Origin of the sequence: Staphylococcus roterodami, assembly GCA_022493055.1 — a bacterium.
Taxonomy (GTDB): domain Bacteria; phylum Bacillota; class Bacilli; order Staphylococcales; family Staphylococcaceae; genus Staphylococcus; species Staphylococcus singaporensis.
This window is the reverse complement of record CP092781.1, coordinates 2,286,263-2,305,737: the sequence shown is the minus strand read 5'-3', so window position 1 is coordinate 2,305,737 and position 19,475 is coordinate 2,286,263. Positions and strand designations below refer to the sequence as shown.

At 30.5% G+C, this 19,475-nt stretch carries 19 protein-coding genes and 2 pseudogenes; 15 read left to right on the top strand and 6 right to left on the bottom strand.

Annotated features, from left to right (window positions below):
- Positions 1-13 precede the first annotated feature (13 nt).
- The 4 genes from ML436_11245 (at position 14) to ML436_11230 (ending at position 3,894) form a co-directional block, all read left to right on the top strand.
- Complete coding sequence (locus tag ML436_11245) at positions 14-1,054, top strand: DUF1933 domain-containing protein (GenBank protein UMT77694.1); 1,041 nt, start codon at positions 14-16, stop codon at positions 1,052-1,054.
- Positions 1,044-2,489, top strand: coding sequence for a hypothetical protein (locus tag ML436_11240; protein UMT77693.1), 1,446 nt, complete (start codon positions 1,044-1,046; stop codon positions 2,487-2,489). The genes ML436_11245 and ML436_11240 overlap by 11 nt, the downstream gene beginning before the upstream one ends.
- A 14-nt stretch (positions 2,490-2,503) precedes the next feature.
- Positions 2,504-3,046, top strand: a complete 543-nt coding sequence (locus ML436_11235) for a hypothetical protein (protein ID UMT77692.1) — start codon at positions 2,504-2,506, stop codon at positions 3,044-3,046.
- A 665-nt stretch (positions 3,047-3,711) separates the two neighbouring features.
- Positions 3,712-3,894 carry a hypothetical protein gene (locus ML436_11230; protein ID UMT77691.1) on the top strand — a complete coding sequence of 61 codons (183 nt, stop codon included), beginning with the start codon at positions 3,712-3,714 and terminating at the stop codon, positions 3,892-3,894.
- On the opposite strand, the pseudogene ML436_11225 reads toward ML436_11230, so the two are convergent.
- Positions 3,866-4,106 (bottom strand): annotated as a pseudogene (locus tag ML436_11225) (hypothetical protein). The gene ML436_11230 and the pseudogene ML436_11225 sit on opposite strands and share 29 nt — an antisense overlap.
- A 232-nt stretch (positions 4,107-4,338) precedes the next feature.
- On the opposite strand from ML436_11225, the gene alsS reads away from it, so the two are divergent.
- Positions 4,339-6,003, top strand: coding sequence for an acetolactate synthase AlsS (gene alsS, locus ML436_11220; GenBank protein ID UMT77690.1), 1,665 nt, complete (start codon positions 4,339-4,341; stop codon positions 6,001-6,003).
- A 36-nt stretch (positions 6,004-6,039) separates the two neighbouring features.
- Positions 6,040-6,744, top strand: coding sequence for an acetolactate decarboxylase (gene budA, locus ML436_11215; GenBank protein UMT77689.1), 705 nt, complete (start codon positions 6,040-6,042; stop codon positions 6,742-6,744).
- A 369-nt stretch (positions 6,745-7,113) separates the two neighbouring features.
- Here the strand turns inward: budA and ML436_11210 are convergent, their stop codons facing one another.
- Positions 7,114-7,539: an MAP domain-containing protein gene (locus tag ML436_11210; GenBank protein UMT77688.1), complete on the bottom strand. Its 426-nt coding sequence runs from the start codon at positions 7,537-7,539 to the stop codon at positions 7,114-7,116.
- Positions 7,540-7,733: 194 nt separating this feature from the next.
- Positions 7,734-8,363, bottom strand: a complete 630-nt coding sequence (locus ML436_11205) for a DJ-1/PfpI family protein (protein ID UMT77687.1) — start codon at positions 8,361-8,363, stop codon at positions 7,734-7,736.
- 91 nt (positions 8,364-8,454) lie between these two features.
- Between ML436_11205 and ML436_11200 the strand changes: the two genes are divergently transcribed.
- Complete coding sequence (locus ML436_11200) at positions 8,455-9,384, top strand: YafY family transcriptional regulator (protein ID UMT77686.1); 930 nt, start codon at positions 8,455-8,457, stop codon at positions 9,382-9,384.
- Positions 9,385-9,559: 175 nt separating this feature from the next.
- Here the strand turns inward: ML436_11200 and ML436_11195 are convergent, their stop codons facing one another.
- Both ML436_11195 and ML436_11190 read right to left on the bottom strand, forming a co-directional pair.
- The gene (locus ML436_11195; protein UMT77685.1) at positions 9,560-11,989 is read right to left on the bottom strand and encodes a polysaccharide lyase 8 family protein; all 2,430 of its coding nucleotides are present in this window, start codon (positions 11,987-11,989) and stop codon (positions 9,560-9,562) included.
- Entirely contained in the window at positions 11,986-12,153 is a 168-nt protein-coding gene (locus ML436_11190) for a hypothetical protein (GenBank protein ID UMT77684.1), read from the bottom strand. The genes ML436_11195 and ML436_11190 overlap by 4 nt, the downstream gene beginning before the upstream one ends.
- Positions 12,154-12,394: 241 nt before the next feature.
- Here ML436_11190 and ML436_11185 point away from each other — a divergent pair, with 241 nt between their 5' ends.
- The 3 genes and pseudogenes from ML436_11185 to ML436_11175 all read left to right on the top strand — a co-directional run bounded on the left by ML436_11185 (position 12,395) and on the right by ML436_11175 (position 14,091).
- Entirely contained in the window at positions 12,395-12,811 is a 417-nt protein-coding gene (locus ML436_11185; GenBank protein UMT77683.1) for a MerR family transcriptional regulator, read from the top strand.
- A gap of 69 nt (positions 12,812-12,880) precedes the next feature.
- Positions 12,881-13,729, top strand: coding sequence for an aldo/keto reductase (locus tag ML436_11180; protein UMT77682.1), 849 nt, complete (start codon positions 12,881-12,883; stop codon positions 13,727-13,729).
- A gap of 233 nt (positions 13,730-13,962) precedes the next feature.
- A pseudogene (locus ML436_11175) lies at positions 13,963-14,091 on the top strand (hypothetical protein).
- 382 nt (positions 14,092-14,473) lie between these two features.
- Here the strand turns inward: ML436_11175 and ML436_11170 are convergent.
- Positions 14,474-15,214 carry an NAD-dependent protein deacylase gene (locus ML436_11170; GenBank protein UMT77681.1) on the bottom strand — a complete coding sequence of 247 codons (741 nt, stop codon included), beginning with the start codon at positions 15,212-15,214 and terminating at the stop codon, positions 14,474-14,476.
- Positions 15,215-15,420: 206 nt separating this feature from the next.
- Between ML436_11170 and ML436_11165 the strand changes: the two genes are divergently transcribed.
- The 5 genes from ML436_11165 (at position 15,421) to lacD (ending at position 19,467) form a co-directional block, all read left to right on the top strand.
- Complete coding sequence (locus ML436_11165; GenBank protein UMT77680.1) at positions 15,421-16,212, top strand: DeoR/GlpR family DNA-binding transcription regulator; 792 nt, start codon at positions 15,421-15,423, stop codon at positions 16,210-16,212.
- A gap of 366 nt (positions 16,213-16,578) precedes the next feature.
- A complete protein-coding gene (gene lacA / locus ML436_11160; protein UMT77679.1) occupies positions 16,579-17,007 on the top strand; it encodes a galactose-6-phosphate isomerase subunit LacA in 429 nt (142 codons plus the stop codon).
- 15 nt (positions 17,008-17,022) lie between these two features.
- Positions 17,023-17,538 (top strand): galactose-6-phosphate isomerase subunit LacB, encoded by a 516-nt coding sequence (lacB, locus tag ML436_11155; GenBank protein ID UMT77678.1) that lies wholly within the window; start codon positions 17,023-17,025, stop codon positions 17,536-17,538.
- 12 nt (positions 17,539-17,550) lie between these two features.
- Entirely contained in the window at positions 17,551-18,483 is a 933-nt protein-coding gene (gene lacC / locus ML436_11150; GenBank protein ID UMT77677.1) for a tagatose-6-phosphate kinase, read from the top strand.
- Between the two features lie 3 nt (positions 18,484-18,486).
- On the top strand, positions 18,487-19,467 hold the full coding sequence (gene lacD / locus ML436_11145; protein ID UMT77676.1) for a tagatose-bisphosphate aldolase: 981 nt from the start codon (positions 18,487-18,489) through the stop codon (positions 19,465-19,467).
- Positions 19,468-19,475 lie beyond the last annotated feature (8 nt).

Below are 19,475 nucleotides of genomic sequence, written 5' to 3'. Positions count from 1 at the left end.
TATTGAGGTAATTATGAATCATAACGCATCATCATCTATATTTGGATGGCATTTTCAAATTAATAGCGCTATTGTATATTTTATTAAATATATAAAAGATATTAAAAGTATAAGAATCGAAGGAAAAGATGAAGATATTGAATTGTTACTATTTAATGAAAAGAAAATATTAATTCAAGCTAAATCGTATTCTAAGTTAGGGAAGGATAGTAAAGCATTAGAAAAATTAGAAACAGGTTTAAATACACTATTTTTGGGAGCTCAAAAAAATGAAATAGACAAGTTAATTTATACAACTAATTTTCCAAATCCAATTGGTGGTACAACTTCTCAGCATCATATTTTTATGGGTGATGGAATTATTGAAAGAACATTCAATGAAATCCCTGCTAATTATAAGAAAAAAGTAGTAGAGATTATAGAAAAGCTTTCAGAAAAATATAATAAAGAATATAATACCGATATTTTAAATATATCAGTAATAAATTTTGATGGAGAAGATTATGAAACTAGATACAGAACTATCTTACGCATAATTAGAGAATTTCTAAGTAATATTTCTGTAAATCCAGTTTACTCAAAAACATTGTTAGAAATTTGGCAAAGTGAATTTTTGTTTAATGCTACCACAAGTAACGTTTCTATTGATCTTACCAAGAATCAAGTTATCTGGCCAATAATAGTCATAAACTCTCAACTATTAGAAGATGATAAAAACTTTGAAAAGCTTATTGATGAGTTTCAAATGGATGAAGAAGAAATAGAGATAGTACTATATAAATATACTACTTTTATTGATAAACAAACAGAAAAATTTTCTTTTGTGATGAGAGTAAATAATGATTATGAAATTTATAGAAAAAATAAAATAGGTAAAGAAAGAGGGATAAAATCATTTATTAATGATAAATGGACTGACTATATTTATTTAGTAAATACAGATAAAATAGAAGAAGAAGTAAAACAAATAATAGTTAAAATCATTTTATTTAAAATTCTGAATTTAAAAACAATGGTTAATAAACTTAAAGAGGAGGTAAAACTTGAAATTTAATACTCTTTATCTAGATTATGAGGGAATGAAAAAGCAATTCGATTTTTCATCAAATAATAATCTAGTTTATAGTAAGAAAAATAGTGTAGGAAAGTCTACTTTACTAAGAATACTTTTATTTAGCCTAGGTTATGCAATTCCAGGAACAAAAGGAATAAAATTTGAAAAATTAAAAACAATTTTATTTTTGGAGATAGGTAATAGAAAAATAACGTTGATAAGAAATAATAATAATCTCGAATTGATAGAAAATGATATTTCTCACCATTTTTTGTTACCCGATGAAGATATATATCTATTACAGGTTATTTTTAATTCAGAAAATAAAAATGTTTTAGAGAACATATTGGGTAGTATATATATGGATCAAGAAAAAGGTTGGACGCTTTTAAATAAAGGATTCGTCATCGGAAGGATATACTTTAATTTATATGAATTAGTTGGAGGATTAGCTGAAAGAAATATTGAAGAATTACAAAAAGAACTAAACGTTCTAAAACAAGAAAAGTCGAAATATATTGCAATGAGAAGTATATATTTCTATCAAACATCAGTGATTGAAGAAAAAAGTAATTTAGAAATGGACTATATTGACAAAATAGAAAATGATATTTTGTTATTAGAATTAGAAAAAAAACAATTAATGAAAGATCTAAATGAAATCGAAAGAGCGATTGAAGATAACGAGAGTTTTTTAAAATTTATAGAAAAAATGAAAATAGCTGTAGAAATTGAGGGGAAAAGTGAACTAGTTACAAAAGATAATATTGTGGGATTTGAAGAATCTCAATTGTATATTTATACCAGAAAAAAATTAATAGAAATAAAAATAAAAAAAATAAAATCAAAGATTTCTAAAATGAGAAACAATCTTTCAAAAGAGTATAGCTTATTAAATCTAGAAACCGAACTTCAAAAATTTGATAGTAGAATAATGAATATTAATCTAGATTTTAATTTGATTGAAAAATTAATAAAAGAAATTGAGACAAAAGAAAAATACAAAAGAGAAGTACTAAGGAAAAAAATAATTGTAAATAATAATATTATAAGTGAACTTTATGAATCAATTGCTGATTATGCGAAAAAGCTAGGTATTGAGCAATATTTGGATTTAAGATCTGATTTTATTTTTACAAATAATTTAAAGAGATATTCGGGTGCTATTTTACATAAACTAGTATTTGCATTTAAATTATCTTATATAAAATCTATTCAAAAATATTTGGGGATTAGTTTACCAATATTACTGGACTCTCCATCTGGAAGAGAGGTAGACAAACAAAATATTGAAGAAATATTTAAGATTTTAAAAGAAGACTTTAATGAAAATCAAATCATATTAGCATCGATCTTTGATAATTATAAGTTAGATGAAATCAATGTTATTGAAATAAAAAGCGGAATCTTTAAAGATAATGAATATATTTTATGAATGTAGGTGTATATATGTTCGATAAACTAAATGAAGTTCAATTCCATATAGAAAATATGTTGGATGTAAAGAAAGGAATAGTTGAAAATCCTTTCTTTGAATTAGCACAAGATGGATCTAATGTACTTAGAGTTTTAAATAACATGAGTAAAATAGCCGCTCAAAAAAAGTTTATGTATTTTTTGCAAGGATTTAACCCGGAAGAAATACCATCAGAAGAAAAATTAAAAAAGTTAAAGAAATATGTAAATAATGAAAAGAAAGCTATGTTTATCTCGGATACTTTATCAAAAATTTTACTGTCTAAATCTACATATGCAAACATGTTATTAGGTTATTTGTTGAATTATATCATCGAAAACAATGAAGATTTAGATATGGATTATTTGATTGTAGTTGATGCACTTAATAACTTATATGATAAAGATATTATTAATTTCAAAAAATATACAGTATCAATTCAAAAATTGTTACTACTACAAGACTTAGAAAAGAAATTGGAAATAACAATGATTATTTTAGTGCGATACAAACTATTGAAAAACTTAATTTTTTGAGGCTAATTATTAAAGCAGTAGAGATTGAGACTAACCTAAATTATGATAATGATGATCCTGAATTCAGTGATATAGATGTTGATCAAAACGAATTTTATAGAAAAAATAATGCGGGGAAATTACTTTACAGTACTATTGAGAAAGTAAAAATACTTAATTAAATTTTTGAAAATAACATTGTAATTAAGTACCACTGGCCAGCAGTTTATTTAGTTACTCCTAGGTGATATTTGATGCAATTCTATGCAATCGAAAAAATTAGAAAAACTTTAATGTCAATGTGTACGACAGTCTATACAACTGTACGAAATCCTAAAATTTTTTGAACGTAAAAAACCAGGTCTTAAAGCAGCTCGTCGTTCACCTCAATTCTCAAAACGTTAATTGTCGGACGATATATACAAAACACTTCGATGTTATGTCGAGGTGTTTTTTTGCGTTTGTGTGGGGAATATGAAATGTATGTAGTATAAATGAACTTTCCTTTATTTAATGTCTCAGGAATAGAATAAATTCAACTATGAATTATTGATTTACACGTATAATTTGTACATGCTTACACAATCAAAAGTTTACATTATTAAATTGTCATTTAGCTTGCGGAGGGTAGACGATAACTCAAGAGCCTTAATTAAAGAGTATTATCAAAATAAGGAGTGACCTAATTGAAAGATTCTATATTTTGGAAGAAAGCTTTTATTCCTGTTTATTTTATTGTTGCGATGCTGGTGTTTCTACTTTTTAGGTTTTATATTAAAACAGATAACTTTTCTATATACTTAATGATTATCTTCTTAATTTGTTTAGGAACTGCATCTATCATTTATAACTATAAAAATAATCGCTAATATAAGTATGAAATGTATAAGTCACAGTTAGATCTAAGTCTTGCTGTGGCTTTTTAATCGAAACACCATTTTGAAACCGTCATAAAACAGCATTTTCAGCCCGCCATAAAACGACAATTTCAAATCGTCATTGACTAAATACCAAACTCAAAGACATTGTAACAATCCTCCTCATCAATCAATCCAACATCCCTCATAATCACAACGCACAAAATCTACTTATGCATTTTTGGAATACTTAGTATTACAAATAACGATTTTTATTCATCTAACAAAGGTTATATAATGTAATGAAGGCAATTTTTATGTATTACAAATCTAATCGTACATGTAAAATTTTGATAAACATCATTAATTTTGCGTAACTATCATTAGATTACAAATCACAATGTAATTACATGTAATACACATCTACACATCACATTTGAAGGGAAATGAATATAAATGACTGATAAAAAGTACACTGCAGCCGATATGGTTATTGATACTTTGAAAAATAATGGGGTAGAATATGTTTTTGGTATTCCGGGTGCAAAGATAGACTATCTATTTAATGCTTTAATTGATGATGGTCCTGAACTTATTGTCACTCGTCATGAACAAAATGCCGCAATGATGGCGCAAGGTATTGGAAGATTAACAGGCAAACCGGGTGTAGTACTTGTTACAAGTGGCCCTGGTGTAAGTAATTTAACGACTGGACTATTAACAGCTACATCTGAAGGGGATCCTGTATTAGCGTTAGGTGGCCAAGTGAAACGTAATGATTTATTACGATTAACGCATCAAAGTATTGATAATGCTGCGCTATTAAAATACTCATCAAAATACAGTGAAGAAGTACAAGATCCTGAATCATTATCAGAAGTTATGACAAATGCAATTCGTATTGCTACTTCAGGAAAAAATGGCGCAAGTTTTATTAGTATTCCACAAGACGTGATTTCTTCACCAGTTGAATCTAAAGCGATATCACTTTGCCAAAAACCAAATTTAGGAGTACCGAGTGAACAAGATATTAATGATGTCATTGAAGCGATTAAAAATGCATCATTTCCTGTTTTATTAGCTGGTATGAGAAGTTCTAGTGCTGACGAGACGAATGCCATTCGCAAGCTAGTAGAGCGTACGAATTTACCAGTTGTAGAAACATTCCAAGGTGCAGGTGTAATTAGTCGTGAATTAGAAAATCATTTCTTCGGTCGTGTGGGCTTATTCCGCAATCAAGTTGGTGATGAATTATTACGTAAAAGTGATTTAGTTGTTACAATCGGTTATGATCCAATTGAATACGAAGCTAGTAACTGGAATAAAGAATTAGAAACACAAATTATCAATATTGACGAAGTTCAAGCTGAAATTACTAATTATATGCAACCGAAAAAAGAGTTGATTGGTAATATTGCTAAAACGATTGAAATGATTTCTGAAAAAGTGGATGAGCCATTTATAAATCAACAACATTTAGACGAATTAGAACAATTAAGAACACATATTGATGAAGAAACAGGTATCAAAGCGACGCATGAAGAAGGAATTCTACATCCAGTGGAAATTATTGAATCTATGCAAAAGGTATTAACTGATGATACTACTGTGACAGTTGATGTTGGAAGTCACTATATTTGGATGGCACGTAATTTCAGAAGTTATAATCCAAGACATTTATTATTTAGTAACGGTATGCAAACGCTTGGTGTAGCATTACCGTGGGCAATTTCAGCTGCACTTGTGCGCCCTAATACGCAAGTTGTGTCAGTTGCTGGCGATGGTGGCTTTTTATTTTCATCACAAGATTTAGAAACGGCCGTACGTAAAAATCTAAACATTATCCAACTTATTTGGAATGATGGAAAATATAATATGGTTGAATTCCAAGAAGAAATGAAATATAAACGTTCATCAGGTGTAGACTTCGGTCCTGTAGATTTTGTAAAATATGCTGAATCATTTGGCGCAAAAGGTTTACGAGTTACTAATCAAGAAGAATTAGAAGCGGCAATTAAAGAGGGCTATGAAACAAATGGTCCAGTATTAATTGATATACCTGTAAATTACAAAGATAATATCAAACTTTCAACAAATATGTTACCTGACGTATTTAACTAAAATAAAGATAAATGTTAAAGAGGAGTGGGAGATTTTATGACTAATGTTTTATACCAACATGGTACATTAGGCACATTAATGGCAGGATTATTAAAAGGAACTGCATCAATAAATGAATTATTACAACATGGTGACCTAGGTATCGCTACACTAACAGGTTCAAACGGTGAGGTAATCTTTTTAGATGGAAAAGCTTACCATGCAAATGAACATAAAGAATTTGTAGAATTAAAAGGTGACGAGTTAACACCATATGCAACTGTAACTAAATTCGTAGCAGATACGAGCTATGAAACGAAAGATAAATCTTCTGAAGCAGTTTTTGCAGAAATTAAGGAGAAAATGCTGAGTGAAAATTTATTTTCAGCAGTAAAAATTTCAGGCTTATTTAAAAAAATGCATGTACGTATGATGCCGGCTCAAGAACCACCTTATACACGTTTAATCGATTCAGCTAGAAGACAACCTGAACAAACTGAAACGTATGTCAAAGGTTCAGTCGTTGGTTTCTTTACACCAGAATTATTCCATGGTATCGGATCAGCAGGATTCCATGTACACTTTGCGAATGATGATCGTAACTTTGGTGGACATGTCTTAGATTTTGAAGTAGAAGATGTTAAAGTAGAAATCCAAAATATTGAAACATTTGAACAGCATTTTCCAATTCATGATGAAGATTTCACTAATGCAAATATTGACTATAAAGATGTTTCAGATGAAATTAGAGAAGCTGAATAATGAATGCAGAAATATAATGACGATTTATGAAAATTGACTTCATAATGCGCGATTTAGAAATGATAGTTTGTTAATATGATTAATCATGACTACAATAGAACAAATATATTTATGATCACGTTTAAATAATAAAATAAATCCCTTCACTATTAGCAGTAGTGAGGGGATTTATTTAGGTTCCAGATATTTGAGATTTGCTGTTATTTTAGATTATAAATTGTGGTAGACACTCATATAGAATTTACTTTAGTATAGGCCAATCTATTGTCTGGAGAAGCAAACAACAATAATTTACAAGTTCAATAACTAAAAAGACAAACGCCAATTTTTCAGCGCTTGCCCTATATAACAATTTTCATGTTCGAATTATTATTTAACTACAATTTGTATCTGTTTGATTGTACTTGGATCAATTGAATTTTTAGCGTCGTCATTTTTCTTTAGATTCACTACTTTTTTATTACCATCGTTTAAAGTAAGCGTATAAGTTGCTGTTTGTGCATTATTAATTTTTTCTGTTGTAACACCACGTTGAGAAGCTAATTCATTTTTTACTTTACTGTCAATTTCTTGATAAAGTACTTTTTTATTTTCTGGAAAGATAAAGTAAGTTCGATGTAATGCAGTAATACCATCTACTGAAATTGTGTAAGGAACAGTGTGATAACCATCCATTGTCATTTCTTTATAGCCGTTATTACTATCTGCAGATGCTTCGTGACTAGGTAATGCAGCTCCGACCGTTGATAATAATCCCAATGCTAAAGTGGCAGTAACAAATGATTTTAGTTTCATATCTCAATCTCCTTTTTAAGTTGTATGATATTACACTATTTGTATAACACGTTTCATAAAGTTTAAAACATACTTTTTGCATTTTTTATATTTTAAAATCTTAGTAATAGTTTTTAGGAGTGTTATTATGAGGGGATTTTGAGATAAAAGTTTATAGTAAAGCATATTGTTGCTAGGTTCTTAAATTACAAGTACTATTCTTTATTTAATGTTTGTAGTAATTCAAAATAATACTTTGAATTACCAGTGCTAAAATAGTTAAACCATGCATCTAAAGTAGAATTTTTAAATACGTCTAGTTTTTGCAATATATCTTTTGTCCACATTAATGTCCCTGTTGAACTTGCAGTGATTAAATTTTTATGAGATACAGATGGTTGATCGATATATAATTTTTGTCCATGGTAATTTGGAGAAAAACTTTCTAAATATAATAAATCATTACTTGTATGATAATACTCGTTTAATACACCAATATCAGCTAGTGGAATTGTTGCTCCACATATAGCACCAACATGGCCACCATTTGATAAAATTTCTTTAGCAATTTTTATTACAGGTAAATGCTTTGAATCATTCCATGTGTCTGATCCAGGTAATATTAGAAAAGTATCTTTAGAAATACTAATTTCTTCAATTAAAGATTCGGGATTAATATTGATACCTCCCATTGTAGTAATAGGTGATTTTGAGTTACTTACCATTTCTATGTTGATAGTGTGAGCATCCTTTTTAAAAAATCTTTTTGAGTTTAACTCGGCTAAAATATTACTTATTTCCCAGTCTGCCAAACCATCTATAATATAAAAATAAACATTCTTCATAAATTATCCTCCTGTAGTTGAATTTGATATCATTATAAGAGATAAAAGTGACCAACTGTATGGCAACAATTAAAAGGCAGGTGGAATTTAGATGAAAATTAGTCGGCTAATTAGTATTATATTGTTATTAAATGAGAGAAAGCGTGTAAGTGCTAATGAATTGTCTGAATTAATGGAAGTATCGAAACGTACAATTTATAGAGATGTAGAAGCAATTAATTTAGCAGGAATACCTGTTTATTCTATTCCTGGTGTTGGTGGCGGTTTTGAAATTATGGAAAATTTTAAAATAGACAAAAATACATTTACAGAAAATGAATTGGCAAGTCTTTTAATTAGTAACTATAATTTTCCGGAGAAATTAAAAAATATGGATTTTTATAATACTAACCTGAAAATTAAAAGTTTAATACCGAAAGAAAAGTTAAATACAATAAATACACAAGTAGCACAATTTTACATGGATTCTAATCATTGGAACGAATTTAGAAATATAGATGACCAAGTGATTAAATTTAAAAAAGCTATTCAAAACAATCAGGTATTAAAAGTTAAATATATTAATCATTTAGGAAATATAACAGAAAGAGAAGTAGAGCCATATCAACTTATTTTAAAAGCAGGAGAGTGGTATGGTTATGTTTATTGTAATTTAAGAGATGATTTTAGATTACTTAAATTAACTCGAGTTATGAATATCCAAGATTCTGATAGGAAATTTATTGAAAAAGTATACAAAGATCCTTTATTATCGACAGATAGGATTTTTGAAAAATTAAAAATGACAATTAAACTTCGTGTACACGAATCAATTGTTGAACGTTTACTAGACTTCTGTAATTACGAAAGCTTTAGGCAAGAAAATAATCGACATTATGTAGTTGATTTTCCATTCATCGACAACTCATATTACTATGGACTAATTTTAAGTTTTGGAGATAAGTGTGAAATTATAGAACCAACTGAAATTAGAAATAAAATGAAACAAATAATTAAAAAAATAGCGAATAATTATAAGTAGACATAAAGCAATAATTAAATGAGGAGAAATTTGCTGAATGGCCTTAGAAAATTCGATTTTTAAATAAGCGAGAACTTATTAAAGATGATGTGGTCTGTGGATTACAAGGTGAATGATAGATATATTTATAAAAACTCGACACTATAAAAATGGTATAGTGCCGAGTTTTTCTTACTTATTTAGTTAATTCAAAGCGTACGCCGGATTCATTAGTAGTCGATGTATTTTTGTTTGTAATAGAGTATCCAGTCATTGAAATTTTAGATTCAATATCTGAAGTGGAATTTGTAGATTCGGGATTATAGAAGCTACATTCATAAGTGTTATCATCTTTCTTTTTAAGAATAAACATTCCTTTGGCTTTAACTTCGACTTTAGTGTTGTTAATGTCAAAAGTTTGAGTGCTATTACTATAATTGACACCAGCCCAAACCGATTCATTATCTTTAACAACGTGGAAGTCATCATCTTGTTTAACGATAGTTACTTGGCTTGCTTTGGATTTAAAATTATCTTTTGTTATACCTGGATACAACACATATCCATATTTATCGTCTTTATCAGAATGCTTTTGAGTTACTTCATAATACTCATCAGTTTTTTGTGTATCCTTTTGGCTTTTATTTATTTCACTCCACTTACCAGTATGACTTTCTTTTGTTACAGTTATTTTAGATTCGTTTAAAAAATGATAGCCTATATTGTTTTTAGGTTTATTGGTTGACTCTAAAAAGACGGAATTGGTTTCCTGATTATCGGAAGCGGTTGTTTTTTTATCGTCTGTATATAACGTATACCCATTCGCTTTGCGATTTTCAATCGTTGTAACTGGATTCTTTGATGAATCAGTACTTTTAATGCCAGTTCCTAAGAAGACAATTTTATCGTTTAATATGAAATATGATTTTTTGGCAGTTAAAGTTTTGTCCTGATTTTCAAAATCCATTCCGATACTAGCATGTTGGTCATCGAATTTTGTTCCGCCTACAAAAGTTTTACTCGACTTTTTAACATCCGTACCTTTAGGTTCTTCATTTTCTATAGTTGTAGTTCCTGCTAATTGTTTCATATTGGCTGTTGCCCAGAAGTTATCACGGTAGTGTTTCACATCGCTGTTATATAAATAAGACATGCCTGCACCGGTGTGCCAACCTTTTAAGTTCTCTCCGTTGATACTTTCGTAAGGTGCGACGTTTTTCGACGTCATACTTAAACCAAATGCAAAGTCTAAGTCTTTGTTATGATAGGTGACACGATCCATGTCATTATATATTTTAAGTTGTTGTGTTAAACCGTTAGTAGAAATAGTGCTGTCTTCCATTAAAGACTTCATTTTGCTTATATCTGAATAAGAGCTTAATGTATCATTTTGGCCGTAACTTGAATCAGATTTAACTGAAGTTTTGACAATTTGTTTATATTTAGCTTTTGTAGACTCATCCATGGCATCACTCAATCTCAACAATGATTTCATTACAGTCGCTGACGCTGCGTGACTCGTTTCATTTTCGCGACTGATAGCTCTACCTCGTGATAAATCCATCATTTCACCTTTATAAATGAGTGGCATAAATCCGTCGTCAATCCATGACTTTAAGGTTGTATTATTTTGGGTTTTATCATTAAAAGGTGTTTCTTTTATCATTGGCATCATTTGAGAAATCCCCTCTAAGAGTACAACGCCATAAGCACCAGTGTATGGAACGTCTTGATGATCGATATATGAGCCATCTTTATAAAATCCATTACGTTCTTTACCAGTTGCATTACTTTGAACGTAAGTGAAGACTTTATTAAATGCATCTATTGAATCTTTCATCATATCTTTATCTTCTTCGATAATACTTTCTAAAAGTTTTACCTTAGAAATGTCTACTAAATTTCCGCCTTTTGCAGGTTCAGGTTTTTCTACTGAAGATAATATTTTGTCACTATCTGGGGCGAAAGTTTTGATAGGGGCAGTGTATTTTTTCTTTTCTTCATTTGAAAATTGATCATTTAGTAATATTAGGGTATTTGTTAATGATCTAGGTGTTCCAATTTCATAGTCCCACCAATTTAAGTTGGTATTCTTTTGAGGGGCTGATTTTGAAAAATTAGTTTTTAAATCAGCAACTTTTTTATCTGGCTCTTTTCCATAGGCATTTTTATGCAGCCACTCAAGGGCACCTTTCACTTTCTTTTTATTTTCGTCATTTTTTAAAGTGGTTTTAGGATGCTTCATCGCTTCTGCGATTTTCTCAATATTACGATATGTACGAGTCATATCCGCAGACTTCGTATCTAAATCTTTTGAGTTTTCCCACAAGTATTTCCTATCACTTTCAGTTTTCATGCTACTTAGTAATTTCTCTGCCTCTTTCTCTGTAGCATCAAACTTCTTCTTCATTGCGTCATTCTTCTCATCATACTTATCATAACCGTAGTTAACATCTAACCATGTGTTCCTCAACTTTTCATAATTTGGTGTTTGAACATTCGTATCAGCCACAGCAATCCGATGTTTATCAACACTTCTGAATTCACCATCATTCAAAGTAATCACACCGGCCATTAATAATGTAATGGTGGATAATTTTTGCCATTTCTTCATTCTATATGTCATTGACATGTCTCCTTTTTGTGTTGCGCGTGCGCAATGAATATTATGATTAAATAATGATTCAATTTTTCAAAATTCGTTAATGCATACAAATAACTGTTTACTCTCAAACAATCCGCAAAGCATGTTGATGTATATAAACAATCAATCATCCAAATTTTCCTCATCACCCAAAAATTGCAACGGAAATAATTTTGGAAAAATTAAATAATATCAATCTTAGTGATTATATCATTTTAAATATTTAATTTATACAATTATAAAAGTAATTAAAAAGATAAAATGTAAAATGTTAGAAAAGAGACAAATTTCAATTTGAGTAATAAAATAAGAAGTATTCAAACGAAGATAGTAATATATAGCAACATTACTTAAGATGAAGCCAACATAACTGAAAGGATAGTCTCAATGAAAACTAAAGAAGTCGTAGCGCTCATGAATATATCTCAAGACACTTTAAGATATTATGAAAAGGTTGGTGTGATTCCACCTGTTAATCGAGATGAAAATGGATATAGAATATACAATGATAGTGATTTAAATTGGATTTATTTAGTGAAAAATTTGCGAAATGCAGGCGTCAGTATTGAATCGCTTATCGAATTTTGTAGGTTAGCGCAGCTTCCTAAAAATGAAAATATTCAAGCACAGCAAAAGCATATTTTAAGTAAGCAACTCGAAGAATTAAATGAAAACTTAAAGACAATTCATGATGCGAGAGATTTACTACAATATAAAATTGATAATTATGATAATCATATTGCTAAAATCAATGCTAGTGATAATCATGATGTAAATGTTGAACGTCTTTGGGAGAGAAAGTAAACTTATTGTTTGCTATAGAGTTCGCTCCATGGTTTATAGTGGATTTACAAGATAAAGGAGGTTCATTTTATGAATCATATTGAAATAAGTGAAGATGTAAAGATACCAGTATTAGGTTTCGGAGTATTTCAAATTCCTCAAGAACAAACAGCAGAAGCGGTTATAGAAGCAATTAAAGCGGGCTATAGACATATTGATACAGCACAAAGTTATTTAAATGAAACTGAAGTAGGTCAAGGTATTGAAGCTTCAGGAATTGATAGAAGTGAGCTATTTATTACGACTAAAGTATGGATTGAAAATGTTAACTATGAAGATACGATCAAATCAATCGAACGATCATTACAACGATTAAATTTGGACTATATTGATCTAGTGCTTATTCACCAACCTTACAATGATGTATATGGCTCATGGCGTGCATTAGAAGAGTTAAAAGAAAATGGTAAAATTAAAGCAATCGGTGTATCTAACTTCGGCGTTGATCGAATTGTAGATTTAGGTATTCACAATCAAATTCAACCACAAGTGAACCAAATAGAAATTAATCCATTCCATCAACAAGAAGAACAAGTTGCAGCACTTCAACAAGAAAATGTTGTGGTAGAAGCTTGGGCACCATTTGCAGAAGGCAAAAATCAATTATTCCAAAATCAATTGTTGCAAGCCATTGCAGATAAATATAACAAATCAATTGCACAAGTTATTTTACGCTGGTTAGTAGAACGTGACATCGTTGTACTCGCAAAATCAGTAAATCCAGAACGTATGGATCAAAACTTAGATATATTTGATTTTGAACTGACAGAAGAAGATAAACAACAAATTGCGACATTAGAAGAAAGTAATAGCCAATTTTTCTCACATGCTGATCCAGAGATGATTAAAGCACTTACAAGCAGAGAATTAGATGTTTAATCATAACATAATCAAGTAAATAATTTACATTACGCTAACCTGAAACTTGGATGTTAAAGTCTATGTTTCAGGTTATTTTTATGGCTTTTAAAAAAAGGGGAGAACAACTAAATAAAATATTGTGAATTTTTGCATTGCGCAATAACTTAACTAAAATAATAATTAAAATATTGATAATTCCGTGAAAATAAGTATATAATAAATAAACAATAAATTGTATAGGGGATAACAACATGAAATATAAACATTTTGCTATTATTACTTTAATTACAGGTATCATCATGCTTACGACAATGTATTTTATACCATTTGAATATCGTAAGATGCCTATATTTGTAGGAATGGCGATTATTTTTACAATCTACTTTAGTAATAAAAAATCAATTGATGAAACGAATATCTTTAGTAAGAAAAATCGCAATAAAAGTAAACAATAAAATAAGTTGTATGCATAAGATTTACAGTTAAGTTTTAATGAATGAGCTTTCATTGAGTGAGAATGAGAACGTCTAAAAGTAACATCCTATTCAAATAAAACACAATTCATCAAATGAAAAATCGCTACAAAATCAAGGCATTTTTCACGCAATAATTAAAAATCTCCACTCATTTTAATTTGGAACTTCAAACGTTAAAATCCGAAAAGAGATTCCAAACTCCGAATTCCGAACTCAAAAAATGAATACATAACTTCAAAATAAAAAGCATTTCCCTACTACTCGGGAAATGCTTTTTACATACTGATTACTCTGTCATTAAAGCTTTTACAACGGAAACCATGTCGTCATGAATGACCAAAGTAGCGTCGCTATCATAAGGTGTGCGGTCTTTATTGATAATAATTAAATTGTCGCCTTTAAAGTTTGATATTAATCCTGCGGCAGGTTGCACAACGAGTGATGAACCTAATACGACAAGGGTGTCAGCATGTTCAATTTTATTTAATGCACGTATGATGGTAGGTTGATCTAACATCTCACCGTACAATACGATGTCTGGTCGGATGGCACCACCACAATTATCACAATGTTTCAAAGTTCTATCAATGACATCAGATTTCGTATAGGATTTATGACATTCATTACAATAAAATCGATTCAATGTACCATGTAATTCATCAACATGTTGACTTCCAGCGTCAGAGTGCAAACCATCGATATTTTGCGTGATGACACCTAATGATTGTTTATTATGTTCTAATTTTGCAATCCAATCATGTACGATATTGGGCTTCGTATCGACAAACAGTAAGCGCTTATGACAGAAATTGATAAAACCTTCAGGATCATCTTCTAAATAATCGCGACTTAATAAGTATTCTGGAGAAAATCCATCTTTTGAAATTTCATCAAATAAGCCACCCATTGAACGAAAGTCAGGGACACCGCTTTCAACAGATACACCAGCACCTGTGAAAAATGCAATACGATGCGATTGGTCTAAAATATGTTTTAATGTCACTAAATCATTTTCCAAATTAAACACCCCATCAAAATAATGAATGATTTATAACGTCTTTTGCTTTTATTATAGTACATCAATTTTCCAATTATCAAAGTCGCTGTTTAAACAGTTCTTTTTAAAAATGAATTATACATATAATCAAACAGTTAAAATATATTAGTTTTTACGCAATTTTTATTATAGAATAAGCATGTATATTAAAAAATAATGTCTAAACATTAAAGGTAATGCACGAACGCCTAAATAAAGGAGGCAACTTTACAGTGAATAAACATGAACGTTTGGACGAAATTGCTAAATTAGTGAATAAAAAGGGTACGATAAGAACGAATGAAATCGTTGAAGGTTTAAATGTGTCTGACATGACAGTTCGCAGAGATTTAATTGAATTGGAGAATAAAGGCATTTTAACGAAGATTCATGGTGGTGCGCGCAGTAATTCAACATTTCAGTATAAAGAAATTTCACATAAAGAAAAACATACACGTCAAATTGCAGAAAAACGATATATAGCTAGAAAAGCTGCATCATTAATTGAAGATGGGGATACTTTGTTTTTCGGACCGGGAACAACAGTTGAACTATTAGCTGAAGAAGTCAATCATCATACGCTGACGATTATTACGAACTGCCTACCAGTGTATAAAATTTTGTTGGAAAAACAAACAGCACATTTTCGTGTCTATTTAATTGGTGGTGAAATGCGACATATTACTGAAGCATTTGTTGGTGAAATGGCGAATGCCATGTTAGAAAAATTAAGATTCAGCAAAATGTTCTTTAGTAGTAATGCAGTAAATAAAGGTGCTGTGATGACATCTACATTAGATGAAGCCTATACGCAACAATTGGCACTTAGTAATTCAATTGAAAAATACTTGCTAATTGATCATACGAAAGTTGGCAAAGAAGATTTTACATCATTTTGTCAATTAAACGAATTGACTGCAGTGGTCATGGATTATGAAGATGAAGAAAAAGTAGAAACGATTAAATCATATATTGAAGTAGTCGACTAAATTGAAAATATAACAGCATTGTTAAATATGTGACTATATGCTCATAAGTGAATGTGAATTTGCATTCATTTATGGGCTATTTTTTGTGTGAATTTACGTAAATGAATGCCCTTTATTACTCATACTTCAATTACAGACTAACACCTAATTAAAATAACGCCACAATATTAATGTTCACTTATTGTTTGAAAATATGCCAAATTCAAACAAATTACAAACATATTATGTTGATTTATTGTTTGTTTATGTTTATAATTTAAACGTAATCAAATTGAAAGCCTTTTCTCAAGATTTTCATAATCTACAAATAAACATGTCATATTTTAAGAAAAGCATTTCAAAATTAAAGTAAAAAGGAGTCTTATTATGGCGATTATTATTGGTTCAGATGAAGCTGGCAAACGTTTAAAAGAAGTCATCAAATCATACTTATTAGACAATAAATATGACGTTGTTGATGTAACAGAAGGACAGGAAGTTGATTTTGTAGATGCAACTTTAGCTGTAGCAAAAGATGTTCAAAGTCAAGAAGGTAACTTAGGTATTGTTATCGATGCATTTGGTGCAGGTAGCTTTATGGTTGCTACAAAAATCAAAGGCATGATTGCTGCTGAAGTATCAGATGAACGCTCTGGATATATGACTAGAGGCCATAACAATTCAAGAATGATCACTTTGGGATCTGAAATTGTTGGAGACACGTTAGCTAAAAATGTCGTTAAAGGTTTTGTTGAAGGTAAATACGATGGTGGTAGACACCAAATCCGCGTAGATATGCTTAATAAAATGTGCTAAGGAGGAAGACAGACTATGAAGATTGCATTAGGTTGCGACCATATTGTTACAGATACAAAAATGCGTGTATCTGAATTTTTAAAATCAAAAGGACATGAAGTGATTGATGTAGGGACTTACGATTTCACAAGAACACATTATCCAATTTTCGGTAAAAAAGTTGGAGAACAAGTTGTTAGCGGTAACGCAGACTTAGGTGTTTGTATTTGTGGAACAGGTGTTGGTATTAACAACGCAGTAAACAAAGTTCCTGGTATTCGTTCGGCACTTGTACGTGATATGACATCAGCGCTTTATGCTAAAGAAGAATTAAATGCGAATGTTATCGGGTTTGGTGGACGTATTATTGGTGAGTTATTAATGTGCGATATTATCGATGCATTTATTAATGCTGAATACAAACCAACGGAAGAGAACAAAAAATTAATCGCTAAAATTAAACATTTAGAAACAAGCAATGCAGATCAAGCTGATCCACATTTCTTTAATGAATTCTTAGAAAAATGGGACAGAGGCGAATACCACGATTAAGGGACGACGACTATGATTTTAACTTTAACATTAAATCCATCCGTTGATATTTCATACCCATTAACAGCATTGAAATTAGATGACGTTAATCGTGTTCAAGAAGTGAGTAAAACAGCCGGTGGAAAAGGTTTAAATGTAACAAGAGTACTTGCGCAAGTAGGTGAGCCAGTCATAGCAAGTGGCTTTATCGGCGGTGAATTAGGACAATTTATTGCTAAAAAATTAGATCAAGCTGACATCAAGCATGCATTTTACAACATTAAGGGTGAAACACGAAACTGCATTGCTATTTTACATGAAGGTCAACAAACAGAAATTTTAGAGCAAGGTCCTGAAATTGATAACGAAGAGGCGGCAGGATTTATCAATCATTTTGAACAACTGTTAGAAAAAGTTAAAGCAGTCGCTATATCTGGAAGTTTACCAAAAGGGCTAAAGCAAGATTATTACACTCAAATCATTGAGCATTGTCAAAGCAAAGATATCCCTGTGATATTAGATTGTTCTGGAGCCACATTACAAACTGTTTTAGAAAATCCATATAAACCAACAGTCATTAAACCAAACATTTCTGAATTATATCAGTTGCTTAACCAGCCAATTGATGAAAGTATAGAAGGTTTAAAAAATGCTGTATCACAACCATTATTCGATGGTATTGAATGGATTATTGTGTCTTTAGGTTCACAAGGTGCATTTGCAAAGCACAATAGCACATTTTATAGAGTGAATATTCCGACAATAAGTGTTCTGAATCCTGTTGGATCAGGTGATTCGACGGTAGCAGGAATAACATCAGCAATTATCAATCATGAAAATGATCATGATTTACTTAAAAAAGCTAATACATTAGGCATGCTGAATGCGCAAGAAGCACAAACAGGATATGTCAATTTAAATAATTATGATGATTTATTCAATCAAATTGAAGTTTTAGAGGTGTAAATAATGTCAAAATCTAATCAAAAAATCGCATCAATTGAACAATTAAGTAATAACGAAGGTATCATTTCTGCATTAGCATTTGACCAACGTGGTGCTTTAAAACGAATGATGGCTAAACATCAAACGGAAGAGCCAACTGTCGCTCAAATTGAACAATTAAAAGTATTGGTTGCTGAAGAGTTAACACAGTATGCGTCTTCAATTTTATTAGATCCAGAATACGGTTTACCAGCATCTGATGCACGTAACAAAGATTGTGGATTATTGCTAGCTTATGAAAAAACTGGTTATGACGTAAATGCTAAAGGTCGTTTACCTGACTGTTTAGTTGAATGGTCTGCAAAACGATTAAAAGAACAAGGCGCAAATGCTGTTAAATTCTTACTTTACTATGATGTAGATGATGCAGAAGAAATCAATATTCAAAAGAAAGCATATATCGAAAGAATCGGTTCAGAATGTGTAGCTGAAGACATTCCATTCTTCTTAGAAGTATTAACTTATGACGATAACATTCCTGATAATGGTAGCGTTGAATTCGCAAAAGTTAAACCTAGAAAAGTAAACGAAGCAATGAAATTATTCTCAGAACCACGCTTTAATGTTGATGTCTTAAAAGTTGAAGTACCTGTAAACATGAAATATGTAGAAGGATTTGCTGAAGGTGAAGTTGTTTATACGAAAGAAGAAGCAGCACAACACTTTAAAGATCAAGATGCTGCAACAAATTTACCATATATTTACTTAAGTGCTGGTGTTTCTGCGGAATTATTCCAAGAAACTTTAAAATTTGCACATGAAGCAGGTGCTAAATTTAATGGTGTACTTTGTGGACGTGCTACTTGGTCTGGCGCTGTTCAAGTGTACATCGAACAAGGCGAAGCGGCTGCACGTGAATGGTTACGTACAACTGGTTTCAAAAATATTGATGACTTAAATAAAGTATTAAAAGATACTGCGACATCTTGGAAACAAAGAAAATAAGTTTAAAA